This window comes from Mucilaginibacter endophyticus (genome assembly GCF_003351025.1).
Taxonomy (GTDB): domain Bacteria; phylum Bacteroidota; class Bacteroidia; order Sphingobacteriales; family Sphingobacteriaceae; genus Mucilaginibacter; species Mucilaginibacter endophyticus.
The window spans coordinates 340516-357009 of the sequence record NZ_QPCG01000007.1; the positions used below are offsets into that span (position 1 = coordinate 340516).

The following is a 16494-nucleotide window of genomic DNA, read 5'->3' on the forward strand; positions in this document are numbered from 1 at the left end:
TACGGCAATGAATCGAGCATACAATAAAATATTGAGATTATCTGTCCTGTCTTTGCTGGCCATGACCAGTTGCAAAAAAATACTGGACGAAAAGCCAAGGGCCATCTTCACGCCCGATTATTTCAAAACACAGGCCGGCGTAGTAGGCGGTATTACCTCATGCTACGGTCACCTGCGCTATATGTACGGTAACGGTTATTTTCTTAATTCAAATCAGATAAGTACCGATGAGTCTACTTGGGGACAAAACTCCGACGGAAACGTTAAAAACCTTGATTTTTCCGGGGTAGGTACAATCGATCCCGCATCAAGCAATACAGGTATCCTGTGGGGAGCTGCATTTCCTAACATTAACACCGCGAGTGGCGTAATTGAAAATGGCGCGGCGGTGGGCGTTTCCGACGCATTAATTGCCGAAGCAAGGTTTTTTCGCGCGTTTGATTATTTTTTGCTTGTACAAACGTTTGGCGGTGTACCACTTGACCTTGGTGCCGGCGAACTGAAGTTTAACACCTCAACAACAAGAACATCAAAGCGTAATACCGTACCTGAAGTTTATACCAAAGCGGTATTTCCCGATCTGTTGATCGCCATTGATAAACTGCCGGTATCGGGCCGGGTTGTTGGAGGGCTGACACAAAATGTAGCGCGGCTTTTTTTAGCAAAGGCCTATTTAACCTATGGCTGGTGGCTTCAAAACCCCAACGGTATTCCAACCTATCCGGATGCGCAGCGTACAGACCCCGCCGGGCATGACCCGGCCTGGTATTTTCAGGCGGCTTATGACGTGGCAACCGCAGCTATCCAGAGTCCGGGTCCTTTTGGTTTGCAGCCAACTTTTTATGACGTTAGCTTAGCAACTAATGACCGTAATAATGAAACGATGCTGTATGCCGACCATACCCAATCGAGCAGTATTTATAATGGCGGGGATTTAAGCTACAGCGGAGGCGGTTTTGGTACCGATAGCTTTGCCGCCTGGTTTGAGCAGTTTAACTATACCAACGTAAAAAGTAGCACGTCAAGTACAGCGTGGGCGGCGGTTAGTTCGGTACAAAGGGCTGCCGTGCAATCTTTAGGCCGCCCGTGGACTATGCTGGCACCCCCCCAGGCAATATTTAAAAATACCTTTGCCGACAAAACAAATGATTCGCGCTATGACGGCACGTTTGTAACCCGGTACCGTACAAATTTTGTTGAAGCCGCGGTAAAAGTAAATGGCGTTATCCCGGCCCAACTTTACAATGCTAACTTTTTACCTATAGCTGAGAACGATCCGGTACTCACTTTTTTAAATGCCGATGTTGGCGGCGTTGATTATTCTAATTCTGTTTTCAATAGCACAGTAGGTGCCGGTGTTTTACCCGGACGTGCCGATTATGTGATAGAACCAAGCGCTTTCAGTAGGATCTGTTATCCGGGTAACTGGAAATTAGGGCCGTACAGAACTGATAACAACGGAGGTTTAGGATCGCCCAATGCCAGTTTAACCCGTCCGTTTCCGGTTGCAAAGTTTTCTGAATTATTTTTTATTGCCGCCGAAGCCGCGGTAAAAGGGGCTACCACTAAGGCTGTTAGCGGAACGTATACAAACGACGGTACTGCAAGAGGGCTTATTAATGTGATCAGGGCCCGTGCAGGTAAGTGGCGCTTTGATAATGGCAATAATGTTACCAAAATACAGGATAACAGCGCAGCCATGATTGCTGCCACACCAGCTACTATTGATATCAATTATATCCTGGCCGAACGCTCACGAGAATACTTTGGCGAGGGCTATCGTTGGTTTGACCTTGTTCGTACCCAAAAATGGGTGGAGTTAAGCAGCAGCTTTATAATAGCCGGTGCAACCAATGCTAACGATTGGAAAGATCATACAGTTTCAACCGTAACCCGTACCATTACACCTGCCAATTATCTGCGCCCAATACCTCAATCTCAACTTGATGGGATGGATATGAGTGCTGCGGATAAAAAAGCATATCAAAATCCGGGATATTAATTAATATTATAGTGATGTTCATAACATGATCAGGTAGGAAAAATACTCCTCCCTGGTCTGTTTTAGATTGGCAATATCTTCTTCTTCTCTATTATGAAACTTACCAGGTTAATTATCATTACTCAACAAGGTCTGTTTGGCTGTTTCTGCAATTTAATGGCCTTGAAATCCTCTTTGTTTGCTTCACTTTTTCTATTTCTGATATCATTTTCTGCTTCTGCACAACAACAGCAACATGGGGTGACTACAGGAAGGGAACGCATAAATATTAACAACGGATGGCTGTTTATGCGGTATGATGGTAAGGGCGATGACCTGATGTATGATGAACGCCCGGTAGTTAATAATCGTAAAGATGACGTTGTTGCCGATAGTCGTCCGTTACAAGCCAATTTTGAAGGAACTTCAGAAAACGTACTGAAGAAATGGATTTTGCCAACAGCTAATGATTTTTTAAGCGATACATCAAAGCGCTATACCCGACCGGCAGGCAATCCGGGTGCTGATTTTCCATTTGTGCAGGAGAAATTTAACGACCGCCAGTGGGAACGCATTAATCTGCCGCACGACTGGGCAATAAAGGGCCCTTTTTATAAAGATGAAAATGCCATTGTTGGTGGTGGCATGGGCCGGTTACCTATACAGGGAATTGCCTGGTACCGCAAAAAGATCAATATTCCGGTTACTGATAAAGGCCGGAGTATTTACCTGGAAATAGATGGAGCTATGTCGTACATCATGGTTTGGCTGAATGGTAAGCTGGTAGGGGGATGGCCTTATGGTTATAATTCGTTCCGGCTTGATTTAACGCCCTATATAAAATGGGGCGGGGTGAACCAGATAGCCATTAGGTTAGATAATCCGCTTAATTCTTCGAGATGGTATCCTGGTGCTGGTTTGTACCGAAATGTATGGCTTACCAAAACCAACCCGGTGCAGGTAGCGCAATGGGGAACAACAGTTCAAGCCTCCAATGTATCTGCGGCTTCGGCAACAGTGGCATTTAAACTAAAGGTTGAAAATAAAGAAAACAAGGATGAGCAGGTAAGAGCTGAGACCGATATCTATCGTTTGCCGGAATCCGGGAGCGAAGGCAAAACGATCGCAAAATTGCCTGTGTCAAATTTTAGCATAAAAAGCAATTCCAAACAAACATTAACCGGCACAATTGTAATTAAGCGTCCGGAACTTTGGGGGCCGATACCATATCAAAAACCAAACTTGTATGTTGCAGTAACAAAACTGTATGTAGGGAGGCATATTATTGATACTTACAGAACACCATTCGGCATCCGTGATGTGAAATTTGATCCCGTTAAAGGAATAATAGTTAACGGCCAGCCTGTTAAAGTTCAGGGTGTTAATCAGCATAATGATCTTGGTGCTCTCGGCGTTGCTTTTAATGCACGGGCAACCGAACGGCAGCTTGAAATATTACGCGAAATGGGATGCAACGCGATTCGGTTAGCGCATAATCCTCCAGCTCCGGAATTGCTTGAAATGACCGATAGGATGGGTTTCCTGGTAATCGATGAAATATTTGATTGCTGGAACCAGGGAAAAACACCGTTGGATTTTCACCTCATTTTTCCAGAATGGCATGAGGCCGATATCCGCTCATTCATCCGTCGGGATAAAAACCATCCTTCGATTATAGCCTGGAGTTTCGGTAACGAAGTAGGGGAACAGTATACCGATGTAGCGGGGGCTAATCTTGCAAAGCAACTAAGCAGTATAGTAAAAGACGAAGACCCGACAAGGCCTACAGCAGCATCCATGAATTATGCCAGGCCAAATATGCCTTTTCCCCAATCAACCGATCTGATTTCGCTTAATTACCAGGGTGAGGGAATCAGGGATGCTCCGGCGTATGCAAACCTAAAAGGAATCAGGACAACTCCTCTATATCCGGCATTTCATGCTAAATTTCCTGAAAAAATGATCGTTAGTAGTGAAACTGCTTCTACCTTAAGCACGCGGGGAACATATATTTTTCCGGTTTTCGATGGGATAAGTGCGCCGGTTAACGATACATCAGGCGGAGATCCGAATCACCGTTTTGTTAGTGCTTACGAATTGTATACTGCTCAGTTCGGCGCCTCGCCCGATAAGGTTTTTATGTCGCAGGATAAGCATCACTTTGTTGCAGGTGAATTTGTATGGTCGGGCTGGGATTACCTGGGCGAGCCTACACCATACTACACCGCTCGCAGTTCATATTCGGGGATCATAGACCTTGCAGGTTTTAAAAAGGACAGGTTCTACCTTTATCAATCAAGATGGCGTCCGGATTTGCGGTTTGCACACATTTTGCCTCATTGGACATGGTCGGGAAGAGAAGGCAAAATTACGCCCGTACACGTTTTTTCATCTGCCGATGAAGCTGAATTGTTTCTAAACGGAAAATCGCTGGGCCGAAGGAAAAAAGGTGAATATGAGTACAGGTTTAAGTGGGATAGTGTAAAATATCAACCGGGAGAGCTTAAAGTAGCGACCTATAAAAACGGTAAGCCATGGGCTACTGAGATTGTTAAGACAGCTGGTAATGCAGCTAAATTGCAGTTAACGGCAGATCGTCAAATAATCAAAGCCGACGGAACTGATCTATCTTTTATAACAGTAAAAGTTTTAGACAAAGACGGAAATATAGTGCCCGATGCTGATAACAATATCACTTTTTCAATATCCGGGCCAGGCGAAATTGTTGCTACAGATAACGGAGACCCTTCAGATTTGGTTGCATTCCCTTCAAAAACAAGGAAGGCGCTTAGCGGAATGGCGTTGGTTATTGTAAAAGCAAAGGCAGGGCAACACGGCAAATTGGTGGTTACCGCCAGTACGGGAAATTTAGAAAATGGAAATGTAATTATAACCGGCACCGCACACTAAGAGACGACTGGAAAAGCCGTTAAATGGTGCCATAATATCTCTAACTACATTTAATAAGTCTAACATCTCCTGTGAATGATTGACGAGGTTAGGTTACAAATCTTTTTCCTTGCGCATCATACTAAGAAACGCGGCCGTGATACCCAGGTAACTGGCAATTTGTTTCTGTGATATACGTTGTTCCAAACCAGGATAATGTCGGCGAAACTCCCGGTAACGCTGCTCCGCGGTTTGAGACAGGGCTGAAGTTACCCTTCGCTGAAACATGTCGAAACCATTCTGTGTCAATATCCGGAAAAAACGTTCCAGCTTCGGTACCTGGGCAAACAACTTTTCAAGATCGGTCAAGGTGAAATAAGATAATCTTGAATCTTCCAGGGCCTGCAGACTGGTGGTTGCGGGTTTCGCTTTAAAAAAGCTCACGATATCGCAAGCCCACCAGTTTTCAGGGTAAAAGCAGAGGTTATGTTCCTGTCCATCCTGGTTTGTATGAAAAAGGCGCAGGCAACCCTCATTTACAAAATAAATATGATGATTGACCTGCCCCGGCCGCAGTAACATATTCCGTTTAGAAACCTGTTTCTGACGCAACAAACCAAGCACCAGATCCTGTTCATCGGGAGTAAGTGCTATGTGCAAGGCAAAGTTAGACAGGATATGTGCCGTCATAACGCAAGTATAACCTTTAAAAGTCAATTTTGCGGGTCATTAATAATTTCAGTTCGGCGGTTCCGGCAAGGCGTAACGGGTTTGCTATTTGCTGATAAACTTCACTTTCAGCAATAGTTTTAAAAGCCTGGGCACTCGGATATTCAACCAATAAAACCTCGTCCCAATGTTCGTGTTCATCAGTGATAACAGTAGCTATTACTTCGCTTACCAGCTTAACACTAACGCCCTCAATGCCCAGTTGCTTTACTACCTGGCCAAATGCGGGCACATATTGTTCAAAATATATTTTTTTGTCCCTGAACTTTATCAGGTTCAACATTAAAACAGGTCCCTGACCTGGTTCAAAATCGGGTAATGTGATCATGTTTTTTTTATTAAAAGAAACCTACAATGCTGGTAATCCGGTACTCGCTGTCAAATTCAAAATAGTCCATACCCTCAACCGGGTATTCTTCCTGACGGATAGCCAACCAGCGGAAACGGCCGCTTTGGTGGTGGGTTTGTGGTTCTCCAAGTACTTTAAAAGTTCTTGGCCCCATCTGCTCGTATGAGTTTAGGATTAGTCTGGCGATTGCTTCCTGCCCGGTTATAGTGTCTGTTAGCCGGTCGGTGTAGGTGCCATCCGGCGCCCAGCATTTACTGATTTTTTTACGGATGGCTTCTGGTTCCGTTTCATTCCACGCACTTGTATAGGTAAGAATGGTTTGTTCAATGTTTTTTATGTTTTCCATAAAGCAAAGGTCGCTGACCTTGCCTGTAAAAAAGTTTAAGTAGTTGAAGAGTTTAAAATAAAAGGCTTGTAAAAAACAGAATATTATTCATCTGATAACGCTTATTGGTATATTGCAATAATGTCAGATTACATAGCTATACTTAAGGAATGGATAGTAGCCCTTGGTGAAAAGCACGAAGTTGATCCCTTGCTGTTGGGTTGTCTTTACTTTATAAGTAAAGTGAGCCTGGTTATCTGTATTGGTTGGGTGATCAAAACGCTGAGGTCAAAAAAGACAGTTATGGTGCCGGTATTACTAACCACAATTAGTTTTATTATACCTTATCTTTACATCATCATTGCCGGGCGTAATATCCCGTTTTGGATTTATATATTGATCTTATTCATATTTGTTTATGGAGGGTATACAATCCGGCGGAAGGTCATGATCGGGTCTGATTCTTCAAGCCAATAAGATAAAAGAACACTTGGGCTTATCATTTAAAAATCGTTAATAGCTATATAAAGGCATGAAATACACTCAATAAGATTGTTTGGGGTATACCAATCAATAATAAGAAGCTCATTTCTTTTAACTATTAATGTTAGTTTATGGGTTTATTCCGATATGGTTAGCGATGTTTATTGTAAGTAATTGGGGAAATATCGGGGATATTTGATTGCGATAGATCTCACTTCGAAGGCGTAATCTTTTTTAGCACTTCGACAGCAAACTCTAATTCGTGTTCATTTAACGAAGCAAATCCAAAACGGATAGCATCATATGCTAAATCTTTACCTTTAAGATAGGGCACGCCAACGAGCTGTAATCCTGAAGCACTTGCTTTATTGATAATGCCTGAAAGCGGATAGTTTTCATTAAACTTTAACCACAGCGCCATACCGCCTTGTGGCTTTTTAAATTCTACCAGGTGGCCGAGTTCATTGGTAATGAGATTTGAGGCGTAGTCGCACCGGTATCCGTATAGCTTGTTTGCTTTCATGATAAACCGCGAAAACTCGCCGCTCTGCATGAGTGATGCTACTGTACCTTCCATGAGGGCATCACTTCTTAAATCAATTAACATTTTTAATTTAACGGCGCTTTGCAAAAAGCCGGGTGTCGCTATCATGTAACCCAACCTGAAATTAGATCCAAGTACCTTAGTTAGCGATCCTATATAAATCACATGGCCATCATGAGAGCCACTGGCCAATGGCAGATACGGACTGTATTGGTACTGAAAATCGTAATCATAATCATCTTCGATTACTGCCAGCCGATGGGTTCTGATCAGCTCCAGTAGTTTTGCCCGTCGTTCGGAGCTCATCGTAACCGTCGTTGGATGATGGTGGTGCGGGATAATGTATAGCAGTTTGATGTTGTTGTTTTCCAGGGCATCTGCAATGGCATCAACATCGGCGCCTTCGTGGTCTACTGGAACAGTGACTAATTGTGCGCCAAGTTGTCTGAAAACGGCATCCGCTAAAAAGAAGCTCGTGTCGGTTACTAAAACCTTATCACCCGGCCTGATGATCAGTGATGCAGCCAGGTAAATAGCCATTTGAGCGCCGCGGGTGACCATGAGGTTTTCGGTTTCGATATTTAGTCCGCGGGTATCATTCAGGAAAGAGGTTAAGGTTTCTTTGATAACGGGGCTGCCACCAATATTCCAGCTTGTATTCGTTTTTTTTAATGTTTGATGAGTGAGGAGCCTCTTGTATTCTGCCGAAACCCGTTCAACCGGGAAAATATTCACATCAGGGAAACCATCGTCGATAATTACCTTAGGATTGGCGTTTATTTGTGGAAAGGATGGGACATGCTCCATCCCATCAAATATAATTGCCGGTTCAGCTTTATAACTTGATTTGGCTTTGCTGGCATAGGTACGGGGTTTGATAATAGGTAAAAGCGTGGATACCCTATACTCTTTTCTTTCTTTGCTGATCAACCAGTCTTCTGCTATAAGCGTATTATAAGCAGCCATGATGGTTTTACGATGCAGATCCAGGTCTGCCGCGAGCAGGCGTGTACTGGGGAGCTGCATATCGGGCAACAATATTCCTTTTTGAATTAACAGGACAAGTTGCGATGCAAGTTGCTTGAACACAGCTTCAGCGCTATTCTTGTCGATTTTTAATAAGGTTTTAAAGGGAAGCATAAATAACCAATTAAGTTTATCACCAAACATCAATTTGCGCTGGTCACTCAGATTGGAAAAAACTGGTACCCGAAGCTATGAACAGTCGTGCGTAAGTTTGTGCTGTACAAATATATTACAATCGGCAGGATATGATGAATGCTAATGCGATGTACCTGTTATGTGGCAAAAGCCATTCTGTGTTCAAATTAGATGACTGAAAAATGAAAAACTTATTGATTATTAACGCGAGCCCAAGAATTGAACGCTCGGTTACCAGAAGTATGACCAAATTCTTTGTTGATACGTGGATAAAAACTAATCCCGATCACACGATCTATCGTCGCGAAGTTGGCCGGGAACCTATTCCGCATGTATCTGAATTATGGATCTCGGCAGCTTTTAAACCTTCGGAGTTGAGAACTGAGGCCGAAGTCGATGTACTTAAGGTAAGCGATCAGTATGTAGCCGAAATAAAGGCGGCCGATGTGATAGTATTGGGGACGCCCATGTTTAACTGGTCTATCCCCAGTGCATTAAAAGCTTATTTAGACCAGGTGATCAGAGCCAATGAGACCGTTAAGATGAGACCGGATGATCCCCAAAATCCATACAGGGGTTTATTGAGGGATAAAAAGGTTTATCTATTGTTTAGCAGGGGAAATGCGGGATATGAACAAGGCGAATATTTTGCACACATGAATTTTCAGACTGAGTATCTTAAAACGGTTTTTAAGATCATGGGCCTTACAGATATCCAGGAAGTAGCGTTAAATGGAAGTGCTTTTGATCCCGGCGTGTATGAACAATCTAAAAAGGATGTTTATCTCAAAATAGCTGAAATGGCATCAAATGATAAGCGTATAGAAATGGCGTAGAATATATAAGCCACCAGTTAGTGTTATAGTTCATCGTAATTAGCAACCTCCCTGATCGCAATAAAGATAACCTTAACTCTGGCGGCTTATATAAGTTATTTTTAATTTAGAGAAAATGGCATACGGTTAATTAGTCGTTTTAGCGAAATGGTTACAGGCAAGATAATAGCCTTTGTTAAGATATAGCCGGTGTGCTGTGTGCAGTGCGTAGCCGCTGTCGAGATGAATGCTATTTATACCTTCATTGATAGCCTGGCCGTTAACATAATCCAGCAAAGCACCCGCATAGCCTTTTCCCCTTGATTCTGTGAATGTAAACAGATCATCTACGTAGATTATCGGCCCTGTACGCAGCATGTTCAGTTTTCGGTAACCTATAAATGCGGCAGCTTTTGTATTATTTGCATCAGGAATAAAAGCTAATTCAAAGCCTTCATGGGCTATCATTTGAAAAACCTGGTCAACTACCTTTTTTCGGTCCAAATTTGATCGAAATTCGAGAATCGCTTCTTTACAAAATTCAATATCAGCCTTAGTGATTGCCTTTTTGCATTCCATAATCAGTTTTGATTTTAATAGTATAATTGGGTTACAAAGTTCTTTTTTGGATATAATTATCGATACTCCAAGCATGATGATCAAGGGTGGAAAGTATTAATGCTGAGCCGGTAAAAACAAAAACAGGGTAATTGACAGGAGCGCTTATGCTCACGAACATGGCCATGCATAAGCCGAAACAAAGGGTGAGGATACCGGCGCCTAACGCAGCTTCTTTAATTCTGTAGCCAACTACGAGAAGCATCCCAAATACCAGTTCAGCGATTGTGGCCACAAAGCCTATTATATTGGCTAAAGGCCGGTTTACAAAAGGAACAAGTGTGTTGGTATAGTCAACGAAATGCTTCCAGTCACCCCATGCTGTTCCTGAGCCGTGAGTTCCCAATAAGCCTAATCGGTCCATTACTGCCATAAAAAAGCTAACTGCTATAGCTAATCGTAATAAAAACTGGCCTATGCCTGTAATATTCTTCATTTGATTTTGAGTTTAGGATCAAAGTTAGCGCGGGCATATTTAAGTCTCGGGTACCAGCTAACATATTACAAAGGGACCAGCTATAGAAATATAAATTTATCAGGAGGTGGTGTCTAATTAATAAAGGACAGGTACCAGGCGCCGGGTAAACAGAATTAGTTCGTGAATAAGCGTTCTGACCATCTCAGGTTTGTTTCGGTAGGATCCGGAACACTCATCTATCATGCTTTTGTAAATTTCATTGATTCGCCACTCCTGATTGTTGCTAACAAGAAACCTCGCAGGCATTTCAGGCCTGAATAAGTCAAATTTTACTGCTAATGCCAAAAGTTCTTTACTAAGAAGGGATTCTGTAAAATAAGTTTGATAACCGTTTATGTTATCCGGAACTATTGGTTGTGGGTTTAAATAAGTGAAACTTAATGTCGGATAGCCTGATTTTGAGAAAAAGCAGATTTTATAATGAGCTTCAGAATTTATATTAAAAAATACCTCAGACTTATTATTTACTGTTATTCCTTTACTGAAAACATAAAATCCGGATAAACTATCTTCAGCTTTATCACAAATCTCATTTTCATTTAATACCTCCAGAATTTCTGAGTTTATAGTCATTATCACTTTTTATATTACAGCATATCATAATTTACTAATTATATCATATGTAGGGGAGGCTATAGCTTTTCAACCTCCCCTAAATCTTTATCGGCGAACGCGAACAATTGTTTTGCCATTAGCCCGATCTGTCGAATTATAAGTAGCTATCGCGTTTGCAAGCGTAACAACTTGGCCTTTGTTTGTTTTCAAACGTCCCTCCCGAAACCTCTTCGCAATTTCAATTAGTTGTGCGCGGTCGGCTTCTACAACAAAATCAATATTATAAACTCCCTCCACTTGTTCTTCATTCCAACCAGAAATGCTTACAAACTTTCCTCCCGTATTAATAATCCCCAGGGACCGCTTTGCCGTATCCCCACCGAAAACATCAAATACAAGATCAACTTTGTCGATACTTTCTAAAGCATTGAGATCAACAAACTCATTTGCACCAAAGCCAAGCGCAGCCTCACGATGTGCAGCGCGTCCTGTACCGATAACATATGCACCGGCATCACGTGCCAATTGAACTGCCATGGAACCAACAATGCCAGCTGCTCCGTGTACAACGACTCTTTGCCCCGCCTCAAGCCGACCATGGTTAAATAGCCCTTGCCATGCAGTTAATCCCGGCATTACGAGCGCCGTACCATCATTGAAATCAACATCGTCTGGCAGCGGCGCCAGATTACGAGCCTCAATGGCCACATACTCTGCCAGTGAACCATTTCGATACCAATCCTGGAGGCCAAACACCCGTTGCCCTACCGATAAGCCGGTTGTGCCATAACCTAATGCCGTTACCACACCTGCCAGTTCGTGACCGGGAACCGATGGGGTGCGGGGACGGTCATTGCGATCTGTCCAGGTGGGTGGCCAAGTAAGCTCGTCCCCGGTAATGCTGGCCGCATACACCTGAACGATAACGTCGTTTATCGCTACCGGGGGCTCGGGAAGCTCCACCAGTTTCATTCCGGATAAACCTGCATCCTGATCTGTTACAACAATTGCTTTCATAATACAATCTCCTTTTTTCTTTTTTGCAAACACCTGCTTAATGAAGCTGTGTTACTGTGTCTTATGTTTTAATTTTTAGAATTTATCCTTATTAAAAGATAGCCGAAACAATACTGCCGATGCAACGAAACACCGGCGGTATTGTTTTAAGATGTCAGCCCCGTGTTATTCCAGGGATTGCCGGATAACGGTCAGATCGAACCGGCCGGTGTTACAGGCGGAAAGTCCCTTTCCGGATCGGACACGTTATTGATAAAATTCGTTAGTGAATACATCGACGCAAGACCAATGATCTCCATTATGTTTGCATCTGTGTAACCGGCATCCCGCACTGAAGCCAAATCGGTATCACTTACTTTGCCGCGGGTTTCGATCACTTTTTTGGCAAACAGAACTGCAGCATCGCGCTTAGATTCGGTTGCATGCCCTTTACGGGCGAGAATGATTTCATCGGGCTCAAGTTTGGCCATATGCTTGGCTGTATAACTATGAACAGTCAGGCAGTAGTTGCAGCCATTAACTTCAGAAACGGCGAGGCCAATGCTATCGCGCGTCTTTACATCGAGTGCTTTGCTCATGACGCTGAACAGTGCAGCCCAGGCATTGAACGCGATAGGACTCATTGCGAAGGTTGCCATCATATTAGGCGTAAACCCGATATTTTTGGTGAATACATCAAGGGTTGGTTTTGAATCGGCCGGTATCTGCTCCGGCTTAAGCGCTTCAATTCTGGGCATTGTAGATTATTTAGGTTTGCTTTATAATAATTATACTAAATCAAGAACTTCTTCAATCGGACGACGGGGCTTTTGCTTCCAGTTACCAGCACGCTCAGGGCCTACTGACAAAAGCATAACCGGTACTTCATCTTCGGCAAGCCCAAATTCTCGGGCTACCGCATCAAAATCAAAACCGATCATTGGGGTAGAACCCCAACCGAGTGAGCGGGCCGCATAGATAATTGCTGCGGCGCCAAAGGTAGCGGTACGTATCGCTTCGTCGCGTCGGCGCTGTGGGTAGGACATGTACAAATTACGCGCCGGAATTTCCCATTCCGGCACCATGCTCTCCGGCATAACACCGGCTTCAACCAATGGCGCAAGCCGATTGGGGATCACACTGGTATCAACCAATTGGCCAACCACTATGAAGGTAACAGCGGCATCGGTAATTGCCGGCTGGTCCCAGGCAATGGGTCGTAGCCTCGCTTTGGCATCGCCCGTACGAACAGCAATAAAACGCCAGTTTTGTAAGTGAAAAGAAGTTGGTGCAGTGGTGCCGATTTGCACCAGGTTGCGAATCTGATCGTCGCTTAAGGTAGCTGTAGGGTCGTAGTACTTGGCAGCGCTACGGCTCAGGATCGTGTCAATGACAGCGTTTGTCATAATTTTAATACTAAAGTTGTACAATGATTATTTTAAATGATAGATTAAAATTACATCACTGCTAATACGCCTTGGAGGACCAGATTTGAGAGATTAAAGGGACCAGCTATTTCCCTGGAGTTTTATTCATATTAAATAAGGAGATTGGCTCTTTTATGCAGTTATGATGATTAAATATTAACCGAACTTGCTGTTTTTAACTTTTAATAGCATAAACAGCAAAATAAAAAGAGGACAGAAAATGCAAAGAAGGTAATGATGTTATCGACAATACATTCGTTTGCGCAGGCTATTCTATGGTGATGTTAAAACAACGCGCTGACGTTTTAATCGCCAAATGGATGAACTAAAACAAATAAAAGGTCTTTGTTATGTGCGCTTACTAAATCCATCAAGCATAAAGTCTGCTCGAACATATTGGTATAGCCCAAATTGCATTAATTTGTTTTTTGACAAATTTTATTCTACAGGCAGAACTGGGAATGCGAAAAAGGTTGGAAGTTAACAAAGCTAATTTTCTTTCTCCTATAAGTTTTTTTATTTATTGATATGCCAATAGTTTAATTGTTTTTGACATTTAACAATAAGCGTTATAGATTATTAGAATTTGAAAGGGAGGTTTAGTCAATTATGTCAAAATTTCTTATTTTTGATTGACTCTTAGATTGACACTTAAAAACAAAAAAAACGCCTGTAAGTTTTTAATTTACAGGCGTTTATAAAAAAGCTTAGTGGAGCCGAAGGGATTGAAATAGAACCCCTGATGCCTCTCTTAATATTTATTAGTGAATTGAATATCAAATAATTAAATAAATAAAAATCAAGCGGCCAAGTTTCCCCGATAAGTGAAAATGGATAGTAAAATTGAACATATAAAGCTTTCGCCTTAAAGTTTTTACTTTTAAAAAGTTCGATAATCGAACACCTGTTTATTATCAACGAGTAACAGCACGATCAACGAGTAACAGCACGAAATAATACGAGTAACCATGCCTTTTAGCTAACCCATATGATCATTTTACTTGATAGAAATAATTAAATGGAATCTTGTTATATACACTAAGAGCTGATTGGTAATGAATCCGACAATTTAAGCAACGTGGCTAAAATGTTCGATTGTCGAACACTGGTCGATTATTAATGATGAATAATTTTCGACAAAAACTTGATATGTTATTCGCCTGGTTAAATAAATTTGGATAACCGTCACTTTTAGATAATTTTAGGATTATGATAATCGATAGAAGCAAGTAAGTCCAATCAGGTTAAATAGGCGAAGAGTTAATTGGAGACGCAAACCAGCAACTCAGGCAACGTTGCTCATAGATGTTGTCAAAAGCTTCCTCAATTTGCCAAAGTGTTAGAAATAGACCTGCGAATGAAAAAAGGCTATAATTAAATTAAAGACTATTTTTTTTTAAGCGAACTTTGAAAATTGACCCCAGCCCGGTACTTGACTCTACGAAAATTGTGCTGTTGAGCAGATAAAGCAAATCTTTCACCGTAGCTAATCCGATACCTGACCCTTTATTATTAAACCTATCGGCCACGTTGAGCGTAAAGTTATTCGTAAATATTTTTTCGAGGTAAGCCTTTGGGATACCCATGCCGTTATCTTCTATTTCTAGGTGATAGAACTCCACATCCTCGGCAAAGCGTATTTTTATCCAGCCCTCCGGTTTGTCATTGTAGCGGATTGCATTACTCAGCAGGTTGATCAGGATCTGCTCCATAGCAACAATCGAAAAGTTTACCATTTGCTTAGCCGATGGTATGTCAATACGGATACTATCCGGTACCGTCAGCAAGCTTACTATCCTGTTTGTTAAAGCATTGAGTTCAAACTCCTGCCGCTTTTCAAGTAATAAGGCTGGTTTCTTAGAGTAAGCCATCATTTCGTCTACCAGTAGCAACAGGTTATCTGTTGCAGAGATGTTCATGTTTACCAGTCGCAAACAGTTTTCGCTCATGGTGATTTCCTTTCTGGTACGAAGGGCCTGCGAGGTCAGTTTGATGCTGCTCAGCGGGTTTTTGATATCGTGGGCGGCCATCGAAGCAAACTTTTGGATCAGTACATTGGCGTTCAATAGCTCCTGGTTGGTTTTTTCGAGTAATGACACTTTACGCTGCAGTTCAATTTTATCCACTACCTGTTTGGCCAGCGCTTTTAGCGCATCAATTTGTCCCTGGCTAAAATCATGCGACTGCTGATCGAGCACACATAAGGTACCTAAAGCATACCCATCTTCATTAACAAGGGGCACGCCCGCGTAGAAGGTAACATTGGCTTCCGTCACGACAGGATTGTCTGCAAAACGCTCATCCTGTAAAGCATCCGGTACGATCAGGATCTCATCGGGTGCTGCAATAGCGTAGGTGCAAAAAGAAAGGTCACGGAAATTTTCAGTCAGGTCAGTACCTATATGTGATTTAAACCACTGGCGTTTTTCGTCAATGAAAGTGATGAGCGAGATCGGTGTACCGCAAATGGCAGACGCTATAGAAGCTATAGTGTCGAAATCCTTTTCCTCACCGCTATCGATAATATCGTAAGATTGTAATGCGATCAGCCTTTCAGCTTCATTCTCCGGAACCGGCAACTCTTTTTCTATCATAGCTGAACATCACAAAGATACATTTAATAATCCTTATTCAATATTATGTGAGCGCGTGCTTTACTGGCATCGTATTCGCATTGTGCTAAACCAATAAATATATAACTCTATGGGCAAGCGAATACTCATCCTGGATGATGACCAAGACATTTTGGATGTGGTATCCTACTTGCTGACCGATAGTGGTTTTGAAGTGAAATCGCTTTCCTCGGGAGAACAGGTCAAAGCTGTGATCAGCGAATTTAATCCAGATCTTGTACTGATGGATGTGATGCTGGCCGATATGGATGGCCGGGTAATCTGCAGCAAATTAAAGGAAGATGAAAACACACACCATATACCGGTAATCCTGATCTCTGGTACGCACAATCTTTCAGATTCATTAAATCAAAAGGGAGCCCCTAACGATTTTATTCCGAAACCTTTTGACATCGACGTATTGCTAAGCAAGGTAAAAGATCAATTGCAATAGCCTCATATTTAGCACAGTTTGTAGTGAAATAAGGATTTTGCGACCGAGTTTGAGTTGTTTGTTAATCGGTTCAGTGCA

Annotated in this window: 16 protein-coding genes; 5 read left to right on the forward strand and 11 right to left on the reverse strand. The window is 42.4% G+C overall.

Annotated elements, in window-relative coordinates; all coding sequences use genetic code 11:
* Positions 1–7 precede the first annotated feature (7 nt).
* Both DUL71_RS25915 and galB read left to right on the forward strand, forming a co-directional pair.
* Entirely contained in the window at positions 8–2002 is a 1995-nt protein-coding gene (locus DUL71_RS25915) for a RagB/SusD family nutrient uptake outer membrane protein (protein WP_114940766.1), read from the forward strand.
* 93 nt (positions 2003–2095) lie between these two features.
* Positions 2096–4891, forward strand: a complete 2796-nt coding sequence (gene galB / locus DUL71_RS25920; RefSeq protein WP_208645652.1) for a beta-galactosidase GalB — start codon at positions 2096–2098, stop codon at positions 4889–4891.
* A 93-nt stretch (positions 4892–4984) separates the two neighbouring features.
* On the opposite strand, the gene DUL71_RS25925 is transcribed toward galB, so the two are convergent.
* Genes DUL71_RS25925 through DUL71_RS25935 form a run of 3 tightly spaced genes read right to left on the reverse strand, consistent with a single transcriptional unit; the run spans position 4985 to position 6294 of the window.
* Positions 4985–5560, reverse strand: coding sequence for a Crp/Fnr family transcriptional regulator (locus tag DUL71_RS25925; RefSeq protein WP_114940767.1), 576 nt, complete (start codon positions 5558–5560; stop codon positions 4985–4987).
* Between the two features lie 16 nt (positions 5561–5576).
* Positions 5577–5927 (reverse strand): DUF1330 domain-containing protein, encoded by a 351-nt coding sequence (locus DUL71_RS25930; RefSeq protein ID WP_114940768.1) that lies wholly within the window; start codon positions 5925–5927, stop codon positions 5577–5579.
* Positions 5928–5937: 10 nt separating this feature from the next.
* Entirely contained in the window at positions 5938–6294 is a 357-nt protein-coding gene (locus tag DUL71_RS25935; protein WP_114940769.1) for a nuclear transport factor 2 family protein, read from the reverse strand.
* Between the two features lie 120 nt (positions 6295–6414).
* Here DUL71_RS25935 and DUL71_RS25940 point away from each other — a divergent pair, with 120 nt between their 5' ends.
* On the forward strand, positions 6415–6750 hold the full coding sequence (locus DUL71_RS25940; protein WP_114940770.1) for a hypothetical protein: 336 nt from the start codon (positions 6415–6417) through the stop codon (positions 6748–6750).
* 217 nt (positions 6751–6967) lie between these two features.
* On the opposite strand, the gene DUL71_RS25945 is transcribed toward DUL71_RS25940, so the two are convergent.
* Positions 6968–8440 (reverse strand): aminotransferase-like domain-containing protein, encoded by a 1473-nt coding sequence (locus tag DUL71_RS25945; RefSeq protein ID WP_161964510.1) that lies wholly within the window; start codon positions 8438–8440, stop codon positions 6968–6970.
* Positions 8441–8643: 203 nt separating this feature from the next.
* On the opposite strand from DUL71_RS25945, the gene DUL71_RS25950 reads away from it, so the two are divergent.
* The gene (locus tag DUL71_RS25950; protein WP_114940772.1) at positions 8644–9297 is read left to right on the forward strand and encodes an FMN-dependent NADH-azoreductase; all 654 of its coding nucleotides are present in this window, start codon (positions 8644–8646) and stop codon (positions 9295–9297) included.
* A 126-nt stretch (positions 9298–9423) separates the two neighbouring features.
* On the opposite strand, the gene DUL71_RS25955 is transcribed toward DUL71_RS25950, so the two are convergent.
* The 7 genes from DUL71_RS25955 to DUL71_RS25985 all read right to left on the reverse strand — a co-directional run bounded on the left by DUL71_RS25955 (position 9424) and on the right by DUL71_RS25985 (position 15944).
* Complete coding sequence (locus DUL71_RS25955; RefSeq protein WP_161964511.1) at positions 9424–9780, reverse strand: GNAT family N-acetyltransferase; 357 nt, start codon at positions 9778–9780, stop codon at positions 9424–9426.
* A 106-nt stretch (positions 9781–9886) separates the two neighbouring features.
* Positions 9887–10330, reverse strand: a complete 444-nt coding sequence (locus DUL71_RS25960; protein ID WP_114940774.1) for a DoxX family protein — start codon at positions 10328–10330, stop codon at positions 9887–9889.
* Between the two features lie 117 nt (positions 10331–10447).
* Positions 10448–10945: a hypothetical protein gene (locus DUL71_RS25965; RefSeq protein ID WP_114940775.1), complete on the reverse strand. Its 498-nt coding sequence runs from the start codon at positions 10943–10945 to the stop codon at positions 10448–10450.
* An 87-nt stretch (positions 10946–11032) separates the two neighbouring features.
* A complete protein-coding gene (locus DUL71_RS25970; protein WP_208645653.1) occupies positions 11033–11977 on the reverse strand; it encodes an NADP-dependent oxidoreductase in 945 nt (314 codons plus the stop codon).
* A 158-nt stretch (positions 11978–12135) separates the two neighbouring features.
* On the reverse strand, positions 12136–12681 hold the full coding sequence (locus DUL71_RS25975) for a carboxymuconolactone decarboxylase family protein (RefSeq protein ID WP_114940777.1): 546 nt from the start codon (positions 12679–12681) through the stop codon (positions 12136–12138).
* Between the two features lie 30 nt (positions 12682–12711).
* Positions 12712–13329: a nitroreductase family protein gene (locus DUL71_RS25980; RefSeq protein ID WP_114940778.1), complete on the reverse strand. Its 618-nt coding sequence runs from the start codon at positions 13327–13329 to the stop codon at positions 12712–12714.
* A 1400-nt stretch (positions 13330–14729) separates the two neighbouring features.
* Complete coding sequence (locus DUL71_RS25985) at positions 14730–15944, reverse strand: GAF domain-containing sensor histidine kinase (RefSeq protein ID WP_114940779.1); 1215 nt, start codon at positions 15942–15944, stop codon at positions 14730–14732.
* 109 nt (positions 15945–16053) lie between these two features.
* Between DUL71_RS25985 and DUL71_RS25990 the strand changes: the two genes are divergently transcribed.
* Entirely contained in the window at positions 16054–16416 is a 363-nt protein-coding gene (locus DUL71_RS25990) for a response regulator (RefSeq protein ID WP_114940780.1), read from the forward strand.
* The last annotated feature ends 78 nt before the right edge of the window (positions 16417–16494 follow it).

Coding starts and splice junctions, on each gene's coding strand:
- DUL71_RS25915 (WP_114940766.1), top strand. CDS start 8: ATGAATCGAGCATACAATAAAATATTGAGATTATCTGTCCTGTCTTTG.
- galB (WP_208645652.1), top strand. CDS start 2,096: ATGAAACTTACCAGGTTAATTATCATTACTCAACAAGGTCTGTTTGGC.
- DUL71_RS25925 (WP_114940767.1), bottom strand. CDS start 5,560: ATGACGGCACATATCCTGTCTAACTTTGCCTTGCACATAGCACTTACT.
- DUL71_RS25930 (WP_114940768.1), bottom strand. CDS start 5,927: ATGATCACATTACCCGATTTTGAACCAGGTCAGGGACCTGTTTTAATG.
- DUL71_RS25935 (WP_114940769.1), bottom strand. CDS start 6,294: ATGGAAAACATAAAAAACATTGAACAAACCATTCTTACCTATACAAGT.
- DUL71_RS25940 (WP_114940770.1), top strand. CDS start 6,415: ATGTCAGATTACATAGCTATACTTAAGGAATGGATAGTAGCCCTTGGT.
- DUL71_RS25945 (WP_161964510.1), bottom strand. CDS start 8,440: ATGCTTCCCTTTAAAACCTTATTAAAAATCGACAAGAATAGCGCTGAA.
- DUL71_RS25950 (WP_114940772.1), top strand. CDS start 8,644: ATGAAAAACTTATTGATTATTAACGCGAGCCCAAGAATTGAACGCTCG.
- DUL71_RS25960 (WP_114940774.1), bottom strand. CDS start 10,330: ATGAAGAATATTACAGGCATAGGCCAGTTTTTATTACGATTAGCTATA.
- DUL71_RS25965 (WP_114940775.1), bottom strand. CDS start 10,945: ATGACTATAAACTCAGAAATTCTGGAGGTATTAAATGAAAATGAGATT.
- DUL71_RS25975 (WP_114940777.1), bottom strand. CDS start 12,681: ATGCCCAGAATTGAAGCGCTTAAGCCGGAGCAGATACCGGCCGATTCA.
- DUL71_RS25980 (WP_114940778.1), bottom strand. CDS start 13,329: ATGACAAACGCTGTCATTGACACGATCCTGAGCCGTAGCGCTGCCAAG.
- DUL71_RS25985 (WP_114940779.1), bottom strand. CDS start 15,944: ATGATAGAAAAAGAGTTGCCGGTTCCGGAGAATGAAGCTGAAAGGCTG.
- DUL71_RS25990 (WP_114940780.1), top strand. CDS start 16,054: ATGGGCAAGCGAATACTCATCCTGGATGATGACCAAGACATTTTGGAT.